Origin of the sequence: Wolbachia endosymbiont (group B) of Chorthippus parallelus (assembly GCF_947251815.1) — a bacterium.
Lineage (GTDB): Bacteria > Pseudomonadota > Alphaproteobacteria > Rickettsiales > Anaplasmataceae > Wolbachia.
On sequence record NZ_OX366390.1, the window covers coordinates 1,106,459 to 1,125,496 of the forward strand.

Consider the following 19,038-nt stretch of genomic DNA (forward strand, 5'->3'; position numbering starts at 1 on the left):
GATATCAATATGTATATAATAAATGAAAAATTTGCAACTAAAAAATTACAAGATGAGATAGAAAATATTTGGAAAGATAAAGAAAAACTTAACGACTATAATCTAAAACACGAAGCAAGATTAATAATCAAAGAGGTAATTGAGTTACTTGACAGTGGTAAAATTAGAGTAGCAGAAAAGCTATCAAGTGGAGAATGGATAGTACATAAGTGGATAAAGCAGTCAATATTATTACATTTCCTCACTGAGGAAAGCAAAATAATAGACAACACCAATTGCTGGTTTGACAAAATCGGTAGTAAGTTTAGTGAATGGAATGAAGAAAAATTTTACCATTCAAAAATTAGAGCAGTTCCTGGGTGTTTTGTCCGCCAATCTGCTTACATAGGTAAAAATGTTGTTCTAATGCCAAGCTTTATCAACGTTGGTGCATACATTGATTCTGGCACAATGATAGACACTTGGTCAACAGTTGGTAGTTGTGCACAAATAGGGAAAAACTGCCATATTTCCGGTGGAGTGGGAATAGGCGGAGTTCTCGAGCCTATTCAAGCTTCTCCAGTCATTATAGAGGATAATTGCTTTATTGGAGCGCGTAGTGAGGTAGCCGAAGGTGTTATAATAAGAGAAGGATCAGTCCTTAGTATGGGGGTGTTTATTGGAGCATCAACAAAAATCATTGATAGGGAAACGAACAAAGTATTTTACGGTGAAGTGCCACCTTATTCTGTAGTCGTGCCAGGATCTACTCGATCTAGAAATAATGTCTCAACCTATTGTGCAGTTATAGTAAAAAAAGTGGACGAGAAGACGAGATCAAAAACTTCTATAAATGAAATATTGAGAATCTAACTACTTACCGTCACTTTTTTTATCATTATTACTAACTATAGTAATGGCATATGCGCATAATTCTGGAAAAGAGATCCCGTTTTCTTGAGACAGCTTGTATAATTTTTGCAAACTTTCTTTAACTTTATTAGGAATGTTTCCTCCACGCTCCTTTGCAAGCCATGAATCTTGATGGTGAATTGGATGAGTATCACCCTTTGGATTTCCTATATATACTGCAAAAGGTGCATTCTGTCCTTTGAAATCACACTGTACAGTAAATTTTTTTATAGACTCAGCCATTTAAAGACCTCTACTTTTCTTTTTAACCGATTTTATAGAAGATACAAGAGGTGGTTTTTTGATAAAATCTTGCCTATTAAACACACTTTCTTTGCCTTCTAAAGCTCGACGAACATCGGCTCTGCTTAGCTGTGACTCTTTTGCTAACCTCATTCCATGCTTTACCATAATATTAGCATATGCTAACACTTTTTTTACTAACTCTAGGTCACCATTCAGCATTTTAACTAATGCTTGAAATACCTCCGCTAAAGTTAATCCATCAGCACCTACAACCTTATTTTCTACAAAATTGACAACTTCTTCAAATTTATATTCAACACCATCATCTTGAGGTATAAGGGTAACATAATCCGTATCTTGACTATTCATAACCAAAACACTATCGCCTTTAAACTTATATTATATATATAAATACTCCACTATTTTATAGTATGGCACGCTATAGTTAAACATTTATTAATAATATGCTTACTTATATACACGAATTAATTGATAAAAGCCAAGGATCAATATCCATCAGTAATTTTATGAATGCTGCTCTATATCATAAAGAGTACGGCTATTACATGAATAAATTACCACTTGGCAAAGATGGTGACTTCATTACTGCACCTGAAATTAGTCAGCTATTTGGTGAAACAATTGCAGTGTGGATAATGAATACATGGGAAAAATTAGGAAAGCCATCAAAATTTTCTCTAGTTGAACTTGGACCAGGTAAAGGAACACTCATTCATGATGTAATAAGAGTCACCAAAAAATATAGCTGTTTTTTTAGCTCAATGGACATTCATCTAGTTGAGATAAGCCCTATTTTACAGAAAATACAAAAGGAAAAATTAAAGGGATTAGATATTAATTGGCACACAGATGTCGACAACTTACCAAATCAGCCAACTATTTTTTTTGCAAATGAGTTATTTGACGCCCTTCCAATTGACCAATTTATTTATCGTGATGAGCAGTGGTATGAAAATAGAGTAATAAAACAAGATGATGGCAGTCTTTCATTGTCACTCCAGTGCTTAACCAGACCAAAAACTGGATTCCAGAATGGAATGACAGGGGGTTTCAATGGTGCAGTAGTGGAAGTATGCCTAGCCGGAATCGAAATATTAAAGAAACTTGAGAATAAGATAGTCAATAACGGAGGAGCTGCCCTGATTATAGATTATGGTTATGTATATCCTGAATATAAGAGCACTTTGCAATCGATAAGGCAGCATAAATATACTAATTTTCTTGAAAACGTCGGTAATAGTGACATCACTGCACTTGTGAACTTTCAATCATTAAAAGATTCATTAAGGCACGTAAATTGTGAGATTTTGACTCAAAGAGAATTTTTACACCTTTTTGGTATAAAGGAAAGAGCACAAGCTTTAATGAAAAATGCAAGTAATGAACAGAAGAATAAGATCTTCAGTGAATTTTTAAGGTTAACTGAAAATATGGGTACTCTCTTTAAGGTAATGCTGATTCACCATTTGTAGTCTTGTGTAGTTCTTATGTTAAATGTTTTGATTGTAAACATTAAAAAATTTACTAAATAAAAAGAAGGCAGAAGAAACGTATCTGTGTGGCAAAATAAGGTAGAAGAGAAAAGACACCTATAGAAAAAATGGTTTCACATAAACCTGATAGTTTATATATCTCCCAAAAGATGATCACCAACACCTTCAGCATTTGCATCACTAAATTTACTTGCCACTTTATCAATAACCCAAGTAAGTGGTGTCACAACGAGCGCAGCAACCCAAATGACAGCACTAACAACATAACTCAAAACTGTGTTAACAAATATAGCTAATGTACCACTGTGATTCGGTGCCTTATTTGATAAAATAGATGAATAATCTATCAACGATCTTGTATTGCACTTAAGATCATAACTATCTTTTACTTTCGCTAACCCTTTCGCTGGCCAATATGATAGATACGCCAAGGCTAGATATAAAGATTGTAGAACTACATAAGTTAATACCCAAACAGTAGCACAAATTATACCTAAACTTCCATTTTTCCTACCACCTAAACAAACTTGACTAGATTCAACACCAAAAACTGCATCCTTCACTGGTCCAACAACACTATCAATATGATGAACGGACTTATAGAAACTATTTTGTGGAACTTTGTTATCTTCAACGCTTTTAGCAGGAACTATTCCATATTGAGAATAGTTCTTAAAATTGTTATATAAACTTGACATATTACCCCTCTAAAAATAAAAACATAATTATCTTACTAATATAGCTTGTTTTAGAATAAATTCAATCACTACCTAACTAAATTATGTGTTGCGCAAAAGCACATATTACCATACCATCGAAAATAAAGAGGTCAGCATGAGTTTTACTTTACCTGAGCTGCCATATGATAAAGCAGCTTTAGAACCTTACATATCTGCAAATACATTGAATTTTCATTATGACAAGCACCATAAGGGATATTTAAATAAACTCAACGAACTGGTTGAAAACACAGATTATCAACATATGGAAATTGAGGAATTAGTAACGAAAGTTCATGGAAATAATAATACAGTTCCTATTTTTAACAATGCAGCACAAGTTTGGAATCACACTTTTTATTGGAATTCAATGAAAAAAAATGGTGGTGGTAAACCTAAAGATGATGGTCTTCTAGCAAAAAAAATTCAAGATGATATCGGTGGCTTTGACAAATTTTGTGAAGAATTTTCAAATTATGGAGTAAGCCAATTTGGTAGTGGATGGGTGTGGTTAGTGCTTGAAAAAGGAAAACTCAAAATCACTAAAACTCCAAATGCGGATCTACCGCTAATTTATGGCCAAGTGCCACTACTTACTATGGATGTATGGGAGCATGCATACTATTTGGATTGCCAAAATCGCAGAATTGACTACATAAAAGTTTTTCTTGATCATTTGATCAATTGGGATTTTGTAGAAGAGAATTTAAAGAAGAATATATAAGATGAATATACCACAAGTAACAAAACTAGATAATGGTCTGCGCATAATAACTGAGCGAGTGCATGAAGTTGATTCCGTAGCTTTAAATATACGAGTTGGTGTTGGCAGTAGAGCTGAAAGTGCAAGTCAAAATGGAATATCTCATTTCCTAGAGCACATGGCTTTCAAAGGAACAAAGACAAGAACTGCTTTTGAAATTGCAAAAGCTTTTGACGACATAGGTGGAGCTTTCAATGCTTGCACCGGTAGAGAAAGTACAAGTTATTACGCAAAGGTTCTTAAAAAAGATATAAAGACTGGCATTGATATATTAATAGATATATTAATGAATTCTACATTTCCAGAGGATGAATTGGAACGCGAAAAGGGTGTTGTAATACAAGAGATTTTTCAAACTAATGATTCACCGAGCGATATCATTTTTGATAAGTATTTTGAAGCAGCTTATAAAGATCAACCATTTGGTAGGTCAATCTTGGGTACGCAAGATACTGTCAAATCTTTTACTCGAGAAGATCTGAATAACTACATAAATGAGCATTACTTTGGCGAGAACATTATATTTGCTGTTGCAGGAAATGTTGAACATGAGGAGGTTGTTCAATTAATCAAAGACTTTCTCTCAAAGATTCATTCAAAAGAGCTGAAAAAAAGCGAGAATGCAGGTTATACCAGTGGTGAGTATCGAGAGCATCGTAAATTAGATCAAGTACATTTATTAATTGGTCTACCTAGTGTTTCTCGTGATGATAATAGATATCACACATTCAAAGTTCTTGATGCCATACTGGGAAGTGGCATGTCATCACGCCTGTTTCAGGAAGTAAGAGAAAAGCAGGGGCTTGCTTATTCCATTTACTCATTCAACTCTAGTTATGCTGATACAGGAATGCTCTCCATTTTTGCCGGTACAGATAGTAGTAATCTAGATAAGCTTTTAAAATCCATAACGACAGAGCTAAAGAAATTGTCCACAGACAATCTGAAGGAAGAAGAAGTAAATAGAGTAAAAGAGCGAGTAAAATCCCAAATTTTAATGTCACGCGAAAGTGTTAGCTCGCGTGCTGAAACGTTAGGACACTACTACGGCAACTATAATAAATACATCAGTAAAAACGAATTAATAGAAAAAATTAGTGCTGTTACTATTTACGATATAAAAAAAGCAGCAGAAGAATTGCTATCTCAGCATGAAAAAATTACTTTAGCTGCGATTGGAGAAATTAATTCACTGCCAAGTTACGATAAAGTGGTTTCTATGCTTAGTGTACTTTAGTTATGTTGCTTATGCTCACTAAAAAGTTCAATGAATGGTTGCAAAATCCTTTCTATAAAAAGTTTGCTTTCTGGTTCATCGCGTATACCACTAATCATTTTATTGAAAGTTTTTTCGCTGTTTTGTAAAAATAAATAGCTTTCTACTGATTGCACAATAGACAAGGCAGTTAAAATTCCTCCTATCACTAAACAAGAAGCTATAGCAGGTACGGTACCCACTGCAATTCCAGTTGCGATTAATGATAAACCAGCTAAGAGTGTAAAGGCTGAAACGCAAAACGCTATTTGATGTTTTTCTTTATTTTTAACCATAAATGCCTCACAAAAATTATATTTCTAGTATATCCGTATATATAATGTACTGTCAAGTTTTTAAAGAAGATTAAAAAATGCAACGCACATGTGCAAAATATGAACTAGGTATATAATTCACAATGCAGCGGTATTTCACTAATCCAATTATTTTTTTCCTGATCTAGCCTATCATTCAATATTGCTTGTCTTATTGATTCCATCAACTTATTCATGAAGAAAACATTGTGAATGGTAACGAGTGTATAAGCCAGCAACTCTTTAGCTTTCAGTAGATGGTGTATATAAGCTCTTGAATGTTTTCTGCAGGTAAAGCACAAACAATCACTCTCAATTGGGTTATCATCTAGTTCGAATCGTTGATTTCGCAAATTAATATGCTCTTTGCACTTTGAAGAAATAGAATCTCTATTTTTTACTTTAACAAGCGCGCCACCATGTCTTGCGAGGCGAGTTGGATGCACGCAATCAAATGTATCAACTCCAAGCTCTACTCCACGAAAAATGTCTACAATTCCACCAATACCAAGCAAATGAGTAGGCCTATCTTTTTTTAAATGTTCCATAGTAAAGGAAACTACATCATACATCTGCTCTTTACTTTGACCAAGTGATCCACCTATTGCTTGACCAAAAAATGGCAAATCGTTGATAAAATCACAACTTTCTCTACGCAAATCTTGATACACTCCGCCTTGACTAATTCCATAAAGCACCTGTTTGCCATTATTATTTTTTTCAAATTCATTTAAAGAACGTTCAGCCCATCTATGGCTCATGAGCATTGATTTTCTTGTGTATTCTTTACTGACATGGAATGGAGTACATTCATCTAAAACTAAGATTAAATCTGCACCTAATTTTTGTTGAATTTGTATCGACTTTTCAGGAGTTAGACAATAAGTTTTACCATTTATGTAAGAACGAAAAATTGCCCCATCCTCGTTAATTTTGATCAGAGTTTTTTGTTTCTGTCTTACTCCCTTTATCTCTTCTGAAACTGATCCGTGTCCTAAACTAAATATCTGGTATCCACCAGAATCAGTGAGCATTGGCCCACTCCATCCCATCATCTTGTGCAAGCCACCAAGCTTTGCCACAGTATCCTCTCCCGGTTGGAGCATTAGGTGATAGGTGTTGGAAAGTATTATCTGAGTACCTGCTTCTCTGATTCTCTCGATATCTGCAGCTTTAATAGCAGCTTTGGTTGCACAAAATATAAATGCTGGTGTTTCTATACTTCCATTTGGAGTTTTGATCGTTCCAACTCTTGCAGAACCTGATTGCTTGGTTATCCTAAACGAGAACTTTTCCATCTATTTACTTGAAAGTTCTGCTATGATATTTTCCACTTTTTCAGGAGTGAGGTTTTCATAAAAATCGTTATTGATCTGTACAACAGGGGCATTAACACATGCACCAAGACATTCAACTTCCTTTAAAGTAAATAGATTATCTTTAGTGGTTTCACCGATATTGATTCCAAGCTTCTTTTTAAAGGTACTTAAAACTTCCTCGCTATTGCATAACCAGCAAGGAGTTGTTCTACAAACTTGTATTAGATATTTACCTACTGGCTTTAAATTATACATGGTATAAAAATTTGCCACTTCATATACACGAATATGTGGAATATGAAGCATGTCAGCAACGTAACGCATAGCAGATTCAGGAACCCATCCGCATTGTTCTTGTACGAGATATAGTAAAGGCATGACAGCGCTACCTTCTCTACCTTTAGGATACATCTCTATAGACTTTTTCGCTTTCCTAAGGTTATCTAATGTAAAACTAAACTGCTCTTCTTTCTCTTTCATCTAATAAGGTTCATGTAAATCTCAACAAATTATACTTGAAGAGTTAACAATTGCAATTGTTGGTTTTTTGAGCTCTACAATATTATATCTGTAGAGTGGGTGAACTCAATTTGTGAATTCTTTACTGCTACTCATTTTCCATATTTCGCTTTGCAGATTATAAAGGTATTAATTTCTTAATTTTAGTTAAAATTTTCATTGACATTAACACGCAGAAATAATCATAATAGCATTTATTAAGATTTTAAATATAATTATGCCTATATTAAGTAGATTATTTGGAGTTAATACAACTATACTGAAAGTTAAAGAAGCGATAGGTTTTAATCCAAAAAACGTAGGGTTGATTGAAGGAAATGGAGTTACTTATGGACTCAGCTATCAAGATAACGGCAATGGAAGCAGTAGAGTAAAGTTACTTATTAGCTCACTATATCAATCAAAAACATACGAGTGTGATACAGGTGTTAACGTAGCAAATGAATTTAAGGGCCAATTATCTCCCACACTAATAGAAAATTCAGCTGAAGTAGATAAAGTTGGAGTTATCTTTCCTACAGAAGAAATTAACAAAAAAGAAAAGTGCATCAAAGGCTTAACATTCAACACTTACGAAATCAAGCATTCAACTAATGTTCCCTTAGTTGAATACGTAGGAAAAGTAAAATTGTACAAGAACATTGATATAAATAATCTTGCAAATGAAGACAATAGTTACTTTCAACCAAAAGCAGTAAAAGTTGGTAATGGTAATGTCATTGTAATTGCTCATAACTTAAAGGATCAAGCTTTAGTTTCTTGGTATTTACAATCAGACACGAATGGAAAATTTAAAGCTTTATCTGGAGCAAACGGCATCATAGAAAGAAAATTATTCAAGTTTGATAATCCAGGGCAATTGGCATTAGATGAAAATACGATGCTTTATGCACAGATGAGCAAAGAGATTATTGGGAAGCCAGAAGCAAGAACAAATATTTTTAAGTTCGATATGGCTAAAGTGGTTGAGGATCTAAAAAGTGGAAAGAAAGATGAATGTTTGCTTAAGAAAAATTGTCAAATAGATAGAGCATCATTTATTATCTCTAGTCCAGAAAAAATAAATTTTCTACAGTATGTGAAACGAACTGAAGGAGATGACCAGATTGTTTTTCTTGCGAAAAAACAATCTTCTAATACGCAAGAATTGCATTTAGTAAGCCTTGCTAAGAAAGGACCAAAATCAAATTTTACTGTTTGTGAATGTGAAGATCCTATAGAACAATTGTACGTTAAAGACAATGGCCAAGGAGGTTTTATCGTCACTGCGGTAAGTGGAGAGAGTATTATAACTTTTAATAGAGAGAGCTCTGGAAAATCTTCTGAAGCAACGATAATACCGACAAGCAGTATCAAAGCTCTCAGTGATTTTGTTAATATCATTAACGGCCAATTGATGCCTAGTATTATTTCCAGCAGTACTGTGGCTCCTATAACTGTTACAGAGACGGTTGTGACTTCTAAGAAAACGACGACTGCTGCAATTACTAGCACAACAGAAACCGACACTGTAAAGACTACCAAATTAACAACAGAAGCATCAACTATCATTGTACCAACTTCCACAATGAGTAAATCTTCAACAGAGTCAACAACTCAGGCAAGTACAGTAACAGTGGGGCCAACAACAGTAGCATCAACTACCACTGCACCTACTTCTACAACGAGTAAGCCTTCAACAGAGTCAACAATTCAAACAAGTACAGTAACAGTGGGGCCAACAACAGTAGCAAAAACAACTTCTACTTCACAAACGACCACGGTTGCTAAAACGTCAACTAGTGTGCCTTCGGAAACTGAGACAAGTACTGTAAAATCTACAGCAGCAACTGTTGAGTCAACTTTTACAGCAAGCAGTACTACGATGAGTAAGCCTTTAACAGAATTAACAACTAAGATGAGTACGTCATCAGAACCAACGACAGTAGCTGAAACTATTGCGACTTCACAAGCAATTATGATTACTACAATGCCAACTAATGCGCCAACAACAAACTCAGAGAAAACTATACAAACATTGTCCATTATGCCAAGTACTAGAACAAAAGCAACAACTCCTCTGTTCACTACAACTTTACTTCCTCAAACTACTCCTTCACCACAGCCCGCTCAGCTTGCTATAGAGTCTAATAGGGCAGGAATGATAGGTGGGTCTTTGGTTGGAGCGATAATAAGTATTGCTGGAATTATAGGATTCATAACATACAAATATGTTAAGGGTCGTAATTCTGCCCCTGTGTTAGAACTAACTAATTTCAATGATAGAAGGCGATCATCTTCAAGTGGCAATAGCGATGAAGAAATTTTTATCGCTAATAACAGAATGAGACATATATCTATGCGAACTATGGATCAATCTGAAACAGTGCTAAACAGTATATCGGTGGAGAGTAGTAGTCGATCAAGAAGTAGCTCATCGTCTTCAAGCGGTGGACAGGATCTTGACTGACTGAGCTAGAGTCTAAAAGTGAAAAAAGCTTATCTTGGGATAGCGATGATGTACCGGAATATCACCTTTAGCTATTTGTCTGAATGTTTTTAGTATGTAGACTGTTAGGAAATTTTCTTTTGCTTTTATGATTTTAATGTTAAAGTATAATTCCTAGGTGCAATAAGTAGCTGCTGTTGTGTGATAAACACAGCAGAGGAAAGTCCGAGCTCCAAGAAAAGGTAGTGACGGGTAACGCCCGCCGGAGGTAACTCCAGTTATAGGGCTACAGAAAATTACCGCCTAAATATTATTAGGTAAGGGTGAAAAGGTGTGGTAAGAGCACACCATAACAATGGCAACATTGGTAGTCAAGTAACCAACACTAGGAGCAAGATTAAATAGAAGTAGATTTTATGTTTTTCTCATATCTACTCGGGTAAATCGCACGAAGTAAATGGTAACATTTACTCCAGATAAATAGCTACATAAACAGAACTCGGCTTATATTTCACCTAGGAATGCATGAATGTCAGCCATACTATGTAAATGTATCAAACATTTCACATACCCTGTACGCTCAATTTGACCACCTATATTCCTTTTACTTCTTGGCTTATCTCTTTTTTTATTTCCTTTTGAACTTAACAAAGCTTGAATTTTAACCGAGCTTTTCCTTTAACTCGTCATTCTCTATCTCTAAAACCTTATTTTCTTACCTATAACTTTTTAGCTTAGCTTCCAACTTTTCTATTTTTTGCTGCAAGTCTTTGTAAAGTTCTAAAAGACTAACCATGTTACCTCACTTTTACGATTGGTTTTTATCTTATTTCATCTACCTATTTTGTTGCTTCAATGAATGGGTGAATAAAGCATTTCATGCGTTGTCCTTCACTTGTTCTGCTTGATAGTCACTACTGCTTTCGCTTATATTAACACTAGAGTATTCTTCATCGTCAACATACTCTTTTAGAACATATCCTCTACCCCAAACGGTTTCTATGTGGCTTATTCCATCATTTGCACTTTCAAGTTTTTTACGTAATTTACACATAAAAACATCAACTATTTTGTTGTCTGAAGGTTCGTCCAAGCCATTGTAAAGATGGTTTAAAAACATTTCTTTTGTCAACACTGCTCCTTTACGCAATGCCAGCAATTCTATCATGGAATACTCTTTGTTAGTAAGGTGAACTGTTTTGCCTTTTACCTCAACAATCCTGTGATCAAAATTGATATTCATATTACCAATCTTTATCACTGATTCGGGATGGCCTTTAGTACGTCGGACTATGGCCTTAATTCGAGCTAATAATTCGCTCTTGTGAAATGGCTTGGTTAAGTAATCGTCGGCACCATACCCAAGTCCTTTAGCTTTATGGTTGGCAGCGGAGATACACGAAAGTATTAAAACAGGAACTTTGATTTTTGCACTTCTTAATCTTAACAGTATATCATATCCATCAATATCACCAGGCAGGTGTATATCTAGAATAACTAGATCGTAATAGTCTCCACCCGAGGAAACCATATTATTGTTATAATCTTGTGCAGAAGTAACAACGTCGCAAAAATGTCCATCAGAAGTTAAGGCATTAACTACAGTCTTTGCACTTACTTGATCATCTTCAATTAATAATATACGCATATTTTACACCCCATAAATAATTTATAATTTTAGTAATATATATAACCAAGGAAAGTAACAAATCAAATTTTTATTAATGAATAATAGAAATTACACTTATTAATTAATAGTTAATATGTCGTTCCAAAATTATACAAATAGATCTAAAATACAATAGATATACTATAATAATACTATTTTTAGTAAATATTGAATAGAAGCTATTTTATTAAAAGAATACTTAGGTTAATAGATATTTAAACTATTTTATACTTTTATGTTATATTTTTAATTTACTTATTCTACAGTTTTAAATTATAAGTAATACTTTCAGGAATATTGAGTGGTAATATCAGTTTTAGGTGCTGGCGCATGGGGTACAGCAATTGCGATTTCATTAAGTAGTAAGAAAAATGTAATTTTGTGGACTCGCAATAAGGCCATGTTTGAATCAATTAAAGAGAAAAGAGAAAGTGACAAGCTACCTGATTGTCCAATTTCTGATAATGTATCAGTAAAATTAGCTATTGAAGATGCAGTTAATGCTTCAGTAATAATTCTAGCTGTTCCCACTCAGTCTCTAAGGGAGATATGTCATCAATTGAATGATTGTAACCTAAAAAAAAATGTAGCAATAATTTTGGCTTGTAAGGGAATAGAAAAATCTACATTAAAATTACCTAGTGAAGTAGTCAATGAAGTTTTACCTAATAATCCTCTTGCTGTTTTTTCTGGTCCTAGCTTTGCTATAGAAGTTGCAAGAAAATTACCATATTCGATGGTTCTTGCATGTCAAAATGAAGTATTAGGTTCAAAATTAGTATCAGAGCTACAGCAAGAAAATATTAAATTGTACCTTAGTAGCGATGTTATAGGAATACAGGTTTGTGCAGCGTTAAAGAATGTTTTTGCTATAGCATGTGGGGTTGTTCTAGGTAGGTTTGGGTTTAATGCTCATGCAGCATTAATTACGAAAAGTATGAGTGAAATTAAGGCTTTATACTCAGCAAAAGTTGGTGACGGCAATGTAGATATAAATACACTACTTGGACCAGCATGCTTAGGCGATTTGGTTGTGACATGCACATCATTAAATTCAAGAAATCTATCTTTTGGATCTAAAGTAGCTAATAGTAATGGTTCTAGTGCTCAGCAGATTTTATCAGAAGGTAAGTCGGTAATTGAAGGTTTTAACACTGCTAAGTCTGCATTTGATTTAGCAGAAAAGCTAAAGATAAAAATGCCCATATGTGAAGCGATCTATAGATTGCTATATGAAAATACTTCTGTAGAAGATACTATTTCTGTTCTTGTAAATTAGTTTTATATTTCGGTATATTGTGAAATTTTTATATAAATTAATATCAACATGGTGGCTATCTGGCACGGTAAAAAACATGCCAGGTACTATAGGCAGCTTGGCTGCTTACCCAATTGTTCCTATATTACTCAATGACAGAATTTTAGGTACAGCAATTATTTTTTTTTTATTCTTAGTTGGATTATGGTCTACAGGCAATTATATACAACATTACAAAGCTCCGCATGATCCAAAAGAGGTAGTAATTGATGAAGTAGTTGGTCAATTGCTGACAGTACTTCTAGTTTCAATATTATTAGAACAAGAAATGAATAGCTCTGTATTGTTGGTGTGCTTTTTCTCCTTTAGGTTTTTTGATATAATAAAAGTGTGGCCTATAAATTTGATTGATAAAAATACAAAAGGTCCTTTAGGTATTATGCTAGATGATGTTGTAGCTGCAATTTTAGCCTTTGTTTTTATAGGAGCCTTTTATTGTTTATTGTTGGTTTATGCAGAATAAAAAAATTTGTTATTCAAGCTTAATTATTCAGAACCTAAAGGATTATATACTTTATGCAACGAATTTGTCCAAGTGGGAAATACATGACGAATTTGATAATGTTATATTTACAGTAAATGGTACCAGAGAATCGTTATTTAATTTTGTGTTTTGTGAAGATCAATGTACTGAGCTTTCCATATACAGAACTCTAAATTATCTCAAAGCACGAAATATAGAAGCAACATGGATAATAAGTCCACGTATAAAAATAGGGGGTATTTTAGAAAAATGCGAAATAAAACACGTTAGCACACCAAAAAAAGTTTTACTCAATATAAAAGATTATTTTTTGCCTGATGATGCTGTTCCAAATTTGAAGTTCAATGTTGTAAATAGTAGTGAGCTCTTAGAGCAATTAGATTTACACACTTCTAAAATTTTTTATCATAGAATTAGTATTGTTAGCACATTTTTTCGCCAATTATCGAATTATGATGATAAGAGCTCAAGGTTAAGATTTTTTCTTGTAATGCTAAATAACGAAATTGTTGGAACATGCGGTCTTTATATTCAAGACAGCATAGCTGGTTTTTATAGTGATGGAGTTTTACCAATTTACAGGGGTCGTGGAATAGGAACTCAAATGGTTCTAGAAAGAATAAAGATAGCTAGGCAATTTGAATGCAAATACATAGTAGCACATTGCATGAAACCTTCTGTAAACCTTTATAAAAGATTAGGCTTTAGGGTATTGGGCAATCTTCACTTATATACCTCTTCAGTACAATCTCTTTGCGAGAGGTTATAAATTTTTATATTTGTTTTAGAATGCTATGTTTTTTTTGTATGAAATAGTTTTACTACTAATTCTAGTATTCTTCTTTTTCTCATATTCTAAATTAAAAATTAGTAATAAAATTAAGGACTTACAACATCAAAATGTTATCATAAATAATTTAATAGATACTGTAAATGATGGATTTTATATTTGGGACGCAAAAAAACGTATAGAAAAATTTTCTCCCAATTTACTAATTTTGCTTAATACTGTTTTTTATTCATTTAATGAGTTTGTAAATTTTTTTGAGCAATCAGAAAGCTTAATTAAAAGTTTTGCTGAGGCAAAGGAAATAAATAAATCTTTTACTCTAGATTTAAAGTCAAAAGACAGTGAGGTTTATTGCACATGTTATGGTAAAAGCATAATAGATTATTCTAATAATGTGATTGGTGTGTTGTTGTGGATAAGGAATATCTCCGATTATAAGATAAAAGCTAATGAACTTGAGTTAGAAAATAGTAAGCTTATGCGAGAATTGGAGAACTATAAAAAAATTTTTGACTCTTTACCATTTCCAATACTGAAGCACAATAAGAATAAAAAAGTAAGGTTTTATAACTTATTTTATGATAAATATATAGGCAGCTCTAAAAAATTTACTGTTGCGAGTGGCTCCTATAACGTAAAACCAGGAGAGTGTGTAATAACTTACAAGAACGAACCTAAGGTTTTTAATTTTGTTGAAGTTCCAATGCAAAATTCTAATAGCATAGTAATGTATGGAAAAGATATTAGTGATGAAAAAAAATTACATACTGAGCTAAGCAATTGTTTAGCTGCACAAGAAAGTTTGCTTGAGAAACTATCGATTGCTGTAGCGATATATAGTAAGAATCAAAAGCTAAAATTTTATAATAATGCTTTTATAAAAACTTTTCAGTTTGATCCAAAATTTTTGGAGTCTTATCCAACTTATCACGAGATTATGCTTCACCTATTTGAATCTAAAAAGCTTTTAGGAAAAAATGATTTTCAAACTATTAATAATCAAAGACATGAGTTGTTCAAAAGATTACTGGAATCATATGGTGAAACAATACATTTCATGAACGGAAGAACGTTTAGAGTATTAACAATACCCTATGCTTCAGAGGGTCTACTATTTTCTTACGAAGAGTGCCAGAAATAACACTCAAATTCCTCCTCTCTCTACCATAAGCTGTTTTACTTTCGCTATCGCTTTTGCTGGGTTAAGACCTTTCGGGCAGGTTTTTGTACAATTCATTATTGTATGACAACGATACAACCTAAATGGGTCGTTTAAAGAAGCAAGTCTTTCTTCTTTCTTATTATCACGACTGTCAGCAATCCATCTATAAGCTTGCAGTAATATCGCTGGCCCTAAAAATTTATCACCATTCCACCAATAGCTTGGGCAACCAGTCGAACAGCAAGCACATAGTATACAATCAGACAGACCATCCAATTTTTTTCTATCTTCAGGAGATTGAAAGTATTCTTTATTTTGTAAGGCAGATTTATCTGTTTTTAACCAAGGTTTAATCGATTTGTATTGCTCATAAAATTGGCTTAGATCTGGAACTAGATCCTTTACTATATACATATGAGGTAGTGGATATATTTTTACTTCACCTTTTATATCATGTATAGATTTAGTGCATGCGAGAGTGTTGGTACCATCAATATTCATTGCACAAGATCCGCATATTCCTTCTCTGCAAGAGCGTCTAAAAGTTAAGGTTGAATCTATTTCATCCTTTATTTTTATTAATGCATCAAGTACCATAGGGCCACAATTATCCATATCGATAAAAAATGTGTCTATTCTTGGATTTTTATCATCATCAGCAGACCAACGATAAATTTGAAATCTTCTAATATTTTTTGCTCCAGTAGGAGTAGGATAAACCTTGCCCTTTTTATTAACTTTAGAATTTTTTGGTAAAGAAAACTGAACCATATTGCTTACCTTTTACAGCTAAAACCCCTTTTTTGTAAATAACATATTTTGGTATTATCTACCATACTTTTCCTTTTCAAATTCAAGCAAAGCTAAAATCTTGCTCTCTAAACTTTTCATTATAATTTCTTCATCTTCTTTTTGATGATCATAGCCAAGTAAATGCAGCAATCCATGAACTAACATGTGTGCAGTGTGAGTGAGGATAGATATACAGTACTCATGAGACTCTCTTTCTATTGTATCTACTGCAATTGCTATGTCTCCTAGATCACATTCACTAGATAACTGTTCGCATGGAAATGATAGTACATTAGTTGGCTTATCTATTTCTCTAAACTTAAGATTAAGTTGATGTAGCAAGTTATCATCAGCGAGAGCTATTGATATATTTGGTTTATAATGATCTATTTTTAATTCTTTTAGAGAAGCATTAATAATATTTAATACAAAACTCTGTGGGTCCTTCGTAATACTATGCCACCTCTTATCAAGAATGCTCACTTCTAACATTCGCTCATCCTTATTATTTCATTCCACTCAGTCTCTAAAACCGGAGAAACTGATAAACGTGATTGTTTTAATATAACCATATTTTTTAAAAGTGGGTTTTGTTTTATACTACTTAACGTGACTTGATTATTTAAAGGTTTTAAAAGCTTTACATTCACTAGTCCAAATTTGGAATTATAAACATGATAATACTCCTTTAATACTTCAACTATTCCAAGTATAACTCTCTCTTTACCTGTATGATAAAAAAATGCAAGATCGCCTAATTTCATAGCTCTCATGTAATTTTGAGCTTGATAATTGCATACACCATTCCACTGCGTCACCTGCTCCTTTTCCATTTTTTGCCACGAGTATTCACTTGGCTCTGACTTTAGTAGCCAAAATTGCATTATTTTTTTCTTCTTAAATAAGCTGGTATATCATAAACATTGCTGCCCCACTTAACTCTTTCATTTGTTTGCTCAGTTGAAGCATATTCTTTTGTTTCTGATATTGGAATTTGATTATAAGGCCATTTAAAATTTTTTTCCTCTGCTGGGATCTTGTTTTGATTAACAGATGAATTGTTGTTACAGCTATCAATGCCAGTTGCAAGAACAGAAACTCTAACTCTTCCCTCCATCGCCTGATCAAAAGTAGCACCAAATATTATATTTGCATTTTCATCCACTTCTTCACGTACTCTATTGGCTGCAGCATCAACTTCAAATAAAGTCATATCTCCACCACCAGTAATATTAATCAATATTCCTTGTGCACCTTTCATTGATACATTATCAAGTAATGGATTAGATATCGCAGCCTCTGCAGCACTAATTGCCCTATCTTCTCCTTCTGCCTCTCCAGTACCAATCATTGCTTTACCCATCTCACTCATTACTGTTTCTATATCAGCAAAATCAAGATTAATCAGTCCTGGCATGATCATCAAATCAGTTACTCCTCTTATGCCAATATGCAGAACATTATCGGCGAGTTGAAATGCGTCAGCAAATGTAGTTTTCTCGTTAGCAATTCTAAATAAATTTTGATTGGGAATGACAATAAGTGTATCTACGTATTTTTGCAACTCTTCAAGTCCAAGCTCTGCAATGCGCATACGTCGCACACCTTCAAAACCGAACGGCTTAGTTACAACTCCAACAGTCAGTATCTTTTTTTCTTTTGCTCCTTTATCTTTAACTACCGCTCTTGCTTCTCTTGCTGCTTTTGCAATTACCGGTGCAGCACCTGTTCCAGTACCACCACCCATACCTGCTGTGATAAAGAGCATATGGCTATCTTTTATATGCTCCATAATCTCATCAATTGATTCTTCTGCTGCACCTTTACCAACATCAGGCAAAGCACCAGCACCAAGGCCCTTAGTTAAGTTAATACCAAGTTGAATTTTTTTATCACATAACGACTTCTCTAACGCTTGAGCATCGGTATTTGCTACAACAAAATTTACCCCTTGCAAATTGGATTGGATCATGTTGTTTACAGCATTTCCACCAGCACCACCCACTCCCACAACGGTAATTCTTGGGTGTAATATAGGTAACTCTGGTAGACTAAGGTCAATTGACATTCAAATTACTCAAATATTAGTGAATTCACTTGATAACAAGTTACTGCTTTTTTAACAATATGCAAACATTTTTCATTTTGACATACGCAAACAGTAAACAAGATTTACTTATTCTTAACATTGTTAATCAGTAGGTATAATAATTGCAGGCTTTCAAATAGCACTACTTAGAATGCAAAAAAAAAATTGTGAAAAAGGGATAGAAGCCTATCCCTTTGCTTTGTCAAAGTTACTTAGAGAATGCCTTTTGCTCCCCCAACTGCTGAGACAACAGTCTCAAAGAATTTTGTACGGACATTTTCATATCACTAAATTCTAGCTTATCACCATTAGCTTTAGGCTTATTATCACCTTCTCTTACACAAGCATTAAGTACACCTTGCTTTACTCCCTCAATTTGACTTGCTTTATTATTGTTTTTATATGCATACACAGGTGCAGTTATTAAAGCTGCTACTGCAGCAAGAACTACCAAACTAGCAATGAGTGGATGAGCAACTGCAAATGCAGACATTGCAGTAATAGCAGGACTAACAAGTGTTGCAGCTTTTGTTCCAACTGTACCAACAAAAGTTGCATAAGCTGGACTTAAGAGATAAGCAGCTGTAAGCGAGGCTACTGCTATAACTGCTAAAGAAATACCAATTGTCTTGCCTTTATGTTCTTTTACGAGATCCCAACCTTGCACAGGCACTTCTTTAGCTGCTGACCAAAGTCCTTCGTCTCTATATTTACTTTTTATTGCTTCAAATTTTGCCATAACTATACTCCAAAAATATTAAAATTT

The 19,038-nt window shown here is 33.7% G+C and carries 21 protein-coding genes and 1 other RNA gene; 10 read left to right on the forward strand and 12 right to left on the reverse strand.

Translation table 11 applies throughout. From position 1 onward, the window contains the following. Positions 1-9 precede the first annotated feature (9 nt). Entirely contained in the window at positions 10-852 is an 843-nt protein-coding gene (gene dapD / locus OPS21_RS05075) for a 2,3,4,5-tetrahydropyridine-2,6-dicarboxylate N-succinyltransferase (RefSeq protein WP_007302101.1), read from the forward strand. Here dapD and OPS21_RS05080 read toward each other — a convergent pair whose 3' ends face one another. Both OPS21_RS05080 and OPS21_RS05085 read right to left on the reverse strand, forming a co-directional pair. Further along, positions 853-1,134: a DUF2610 domain-containing protein gene (locus tag OPS21_RS05080; protein ID WP_007302102.1), complete on the reverse strand. Its 282-nt coding sequence runs from the start codon at positions 1,132-1,134 to the stop codon at positions 853-855. Beyond that, positions 1,135-1,506, reverse strand: a complete 372-nt coding sequence (locus OPS21_RS05085) for a hypothetical protein (protein ID WP_264336858.1) — start codon at positions 1,504-1,506, stop codon at positions 1,135-1,137. A gap of 95 nt (positions 1,507-1,601) precedes the next feature. Between OPS21_RS05085 and OPS21_RS05090 the strand changes: the two genes are divergently transcribed. Then, the gene (locus OPS21_RS05090; protein WP_264336857.1) at positions 1,602-2,630 is read left to right on the forward strand and encodes a class I SAM-dependent methyltransferase; all 1,029 of its coding nucleotides are present in this window, start codon (positions 1,602-1,604) and stop codon (positions 2,628-2,630) included. Between the two features lie 152 nt (positions 2,631-2,782). On the opposite strand, the gene OPS21_RS05095 is transcribed toward OPS21_RS05090, so the two are convergent. Further along, positions 2,783-3,349 (reverse strand): hypothetical protein, encoded by a 567-nt coding sequence (locus OPS21_RS05095; RefSeq protein ID WP_264336856.1) that lies wholly within the window; start codon positions 3,347-3,349, stop codon positions 2,783-2,785. A gap of 136 nt (positions 3,350-3,485) precedes the next feature. Between OPS21_RS05095 and OPS21_RS05100 the strand changes: the two genes are divergently transcribed. Further along, positions 3,486-4,094, forward strand: coding sequence for a superoxide dismutase (locus OPS21_RS05100; RefSeq protein ID WP_213863989.1), 609 nt, complete (start codon positions 3,486-3,488; stop codon positions 4,092-4,094). 1 nt (position 4,095) lies between these two features. Continuing rightward, positions 4,096-5,370, forward strand: a complete 1,275-nt coding sequence (locus OPS21_RS05105; RefSeq protein WP_264336855.1) for a M16 family metallopeptidase — start codon at positions 4,096-4,098, stop codon at positions 5,368-5,370. On the opposite strand, the gene OPS21_RS05110 is transcribed toward OPS21_RS05105, so the two are convergent. From OPS21_RS05110 to nuoE, 3 genes are all read right to left on the reverse strand, one after another. Further along, positions 5,367-5,684, reverse strand: a complete 318-nt coding sequence (locus tag OPS21_RS05110; protein ID WP_264336854.1) for a WD_0736 family protein — start codon at positions 5,682-5,684, stop codon at positions 5,367-5,369. The genes OPS21_RS05105 and OPS21_RS05110 overlap by 4 nt on opposite strands. A 104-nt stretch (positions 5,685-5,788) precedes the next feature. Further along, on the reverse strand, positions 5,789-7,000 hold the full coding sequence (tgt, locus tag OPS21_RS05115) for a tRNA guanosine(34) transglycosylase Tgt (protein WP_254229541.1): 1,212 nt from the start codon (positions 6,998-7,000) through the stop codon (positions 5,789-5,791). Next, complete coding sequence (nuoE, locus tag OPS21_RS05120; protein WP_264336853.1) at positions 7,001-7,501, reverse strand: NADH-quinone oxidoreductase subunit NuoE; 501 nt, start codon at positions 7,499-7,501, stop codon at positions 7,001-7,003. A gap of 256 nt (positions 7,502-7,757) precedes the next feature. Between nuoE and OPS21_RS05125 the strand changes: the two genes are divergently transcribed. Both OPS21_RS05125 and rnpB read left to right on the forward strand, forming a co-directional pair. Then, the gene (locus tag OPS21_RS05125; protein WP_265027578.1) at positions 7,758-9,989 is read left to right on the forward strand and encodes a hypothetical protein; all 2,232 of its coding nucleotides are present in this window, start codon (positions 7,758-7,760) and stop codon (positions 9,987-9,989) included. A 153-nt stretch (positions 9,990-10,142) separates the two neighbouring features. Continuing rightward, an RNA gene (gene rnpB / locus OPS21_RS05130) (RNase P RNA component class A) lies at positions 10,143-10,491 on the forward strand. 354 nt (positions 10,492-10,845) lie between these two features. Here the strand turns inward: rnpB and OPS21_RS05135 are convergent. After that, positions 10,846-11,616 (reverse strand): response regulator transcription factor, encoded by a 771-nt coding sequence (locus OPS21_RS05135; protein ID WP_264336851.1) that lies wholly within the window; start codon positions 11,614-11,616, stop codon positions 10,846-10,848. A gap of 322 nt (positions 11,617-11,938) precedes the next feature. Between OPS21_RS05135 and OPS21_RS05140 the strand changes: the two genes are divergently transcribed. The 4 genes from OPS21_RS05140 to OPS21_RS05155 are packed head-to-tail and all read left to right on the forward strand — an operon-like array spanning position 11,939 to position 15,370. Continuing rightward, positions 11,939-12,916, forward strand: coding sequence for an NAD(P)H-dependent glycerol-3-phosphate dehydrogenase (locus tag OPS21_RS05140; protein WP_006014776.1), 978 nt, complete (start codon positions 11,939-11,941; stop codon positions 12,914-12,916). Positions 12,917-12,935: 19 nt separating this feature from the next. Further along, positions 12,936-13,418, forward strand: a complete 483-nt coding sequence (locus tag OPS21_RS05145; RefSeq protein ID WP_015587887.1) for a phosphatidylglycerophosphatase A family protein — start codon at positions 12,936-12,938, stop codon at positions 13,416-13,418. Further along, positions 13,408-14,208, forward strand: a complete 801-nt coding sequence (locus tag OPS21_RS05150; RefSeq protein WP_264336850.1) for a GNAT family N-acetyltransferase — start codon at positions 13,408-13,410, stop codon at positions 14,206-14,208. Before OPS21_RS05145 ends, OPS21_RS05150 begins: the two co-directional genes overlap by 11 nt. A gap of 25 nt (positions 14,209-14,233) precedes the next feature. Beyond that, on the forward strand, positions 14,234-15,370 hold the full coding sequence (locus tag OPS21_RS05155; protein ID WP_264330443.1) for a hypothetical protein: 1,137 nt from the start codon (positions 14,234-14,236) through the stop codon (positions 15,368-15,370). A gap of 3 nt (positions 15,371-15,373) precedes the next feature. On the opposite strand, the gene OPS21_RS05160 is transcribed toward OPS21_RS05155, so the two are convergent. The 5 genes from OPS21_RS05160 to OPS21_RS05180 form a co-directional block, all read right to left on the reverse strand. Beyond that, positions 15,374-16,162, reverse strand: a complete 789-nt coding sequence (locus tag OPS21_RS05160; protein WP_264336849.1) for a succinate dehydrogenase iron-sulfur subunit — start codon at positions 16,160-16,162, stop codon at positions 15,374-15,376. Positions 16,163-16,216: 54 nt separating this feature from the next. Beyond that, a complete protein-coding gene (ybeY, locus tag OPS21_RS05165; RefSeq protein WP_007302008.1) occupies positions 16,217-16,675 on the reverse strand; it encodes an rRNA maturation RNase YbeY in 459 nt (152 codons plus the stop codon). Beyond that, positions 16,669-17,067 (reverse strand): EVE domain-containing protein, encoded by a 399-nt coding sequence (locus OPS21_RS05170; protein ID WP_264336848.1) that lies wholly within the window; start codon positions 17,065-17,067, stop codon positions 16,669-16,671. The genes ybeY and OPS21_RS05170 overlap by 7 nt, the downstream gene beginning before the upstream one ends. After that, complete coding sequence (gene ftsZ, locus OPS21_RS05175) at positions 17,067-18,251, reverse strand: cell division protein FtsZ (protein ID WP_264330441.1); 1,185 nt, start codon at positions 18,249-18,251, stop codon at positions 17,067-17,069. The genes OPS21_RS05170 and ftsZ overlap by 1 nt, the downstream gene beginning before the upstream one ends. Before the next feature lie 229 nt (positions 18,252-18,480). Next, positions 18,481-19,011, reverse strand: coding sequence for a hypothetical protein (locus OPS21_RS05180; protein WP_265027581.1), 531 nt, complete (start codon positions 19,009-19,011; stop codon positions 18,481-18,483). Positions 19,012-19,038: the final 27 nt, after the last annotated feature.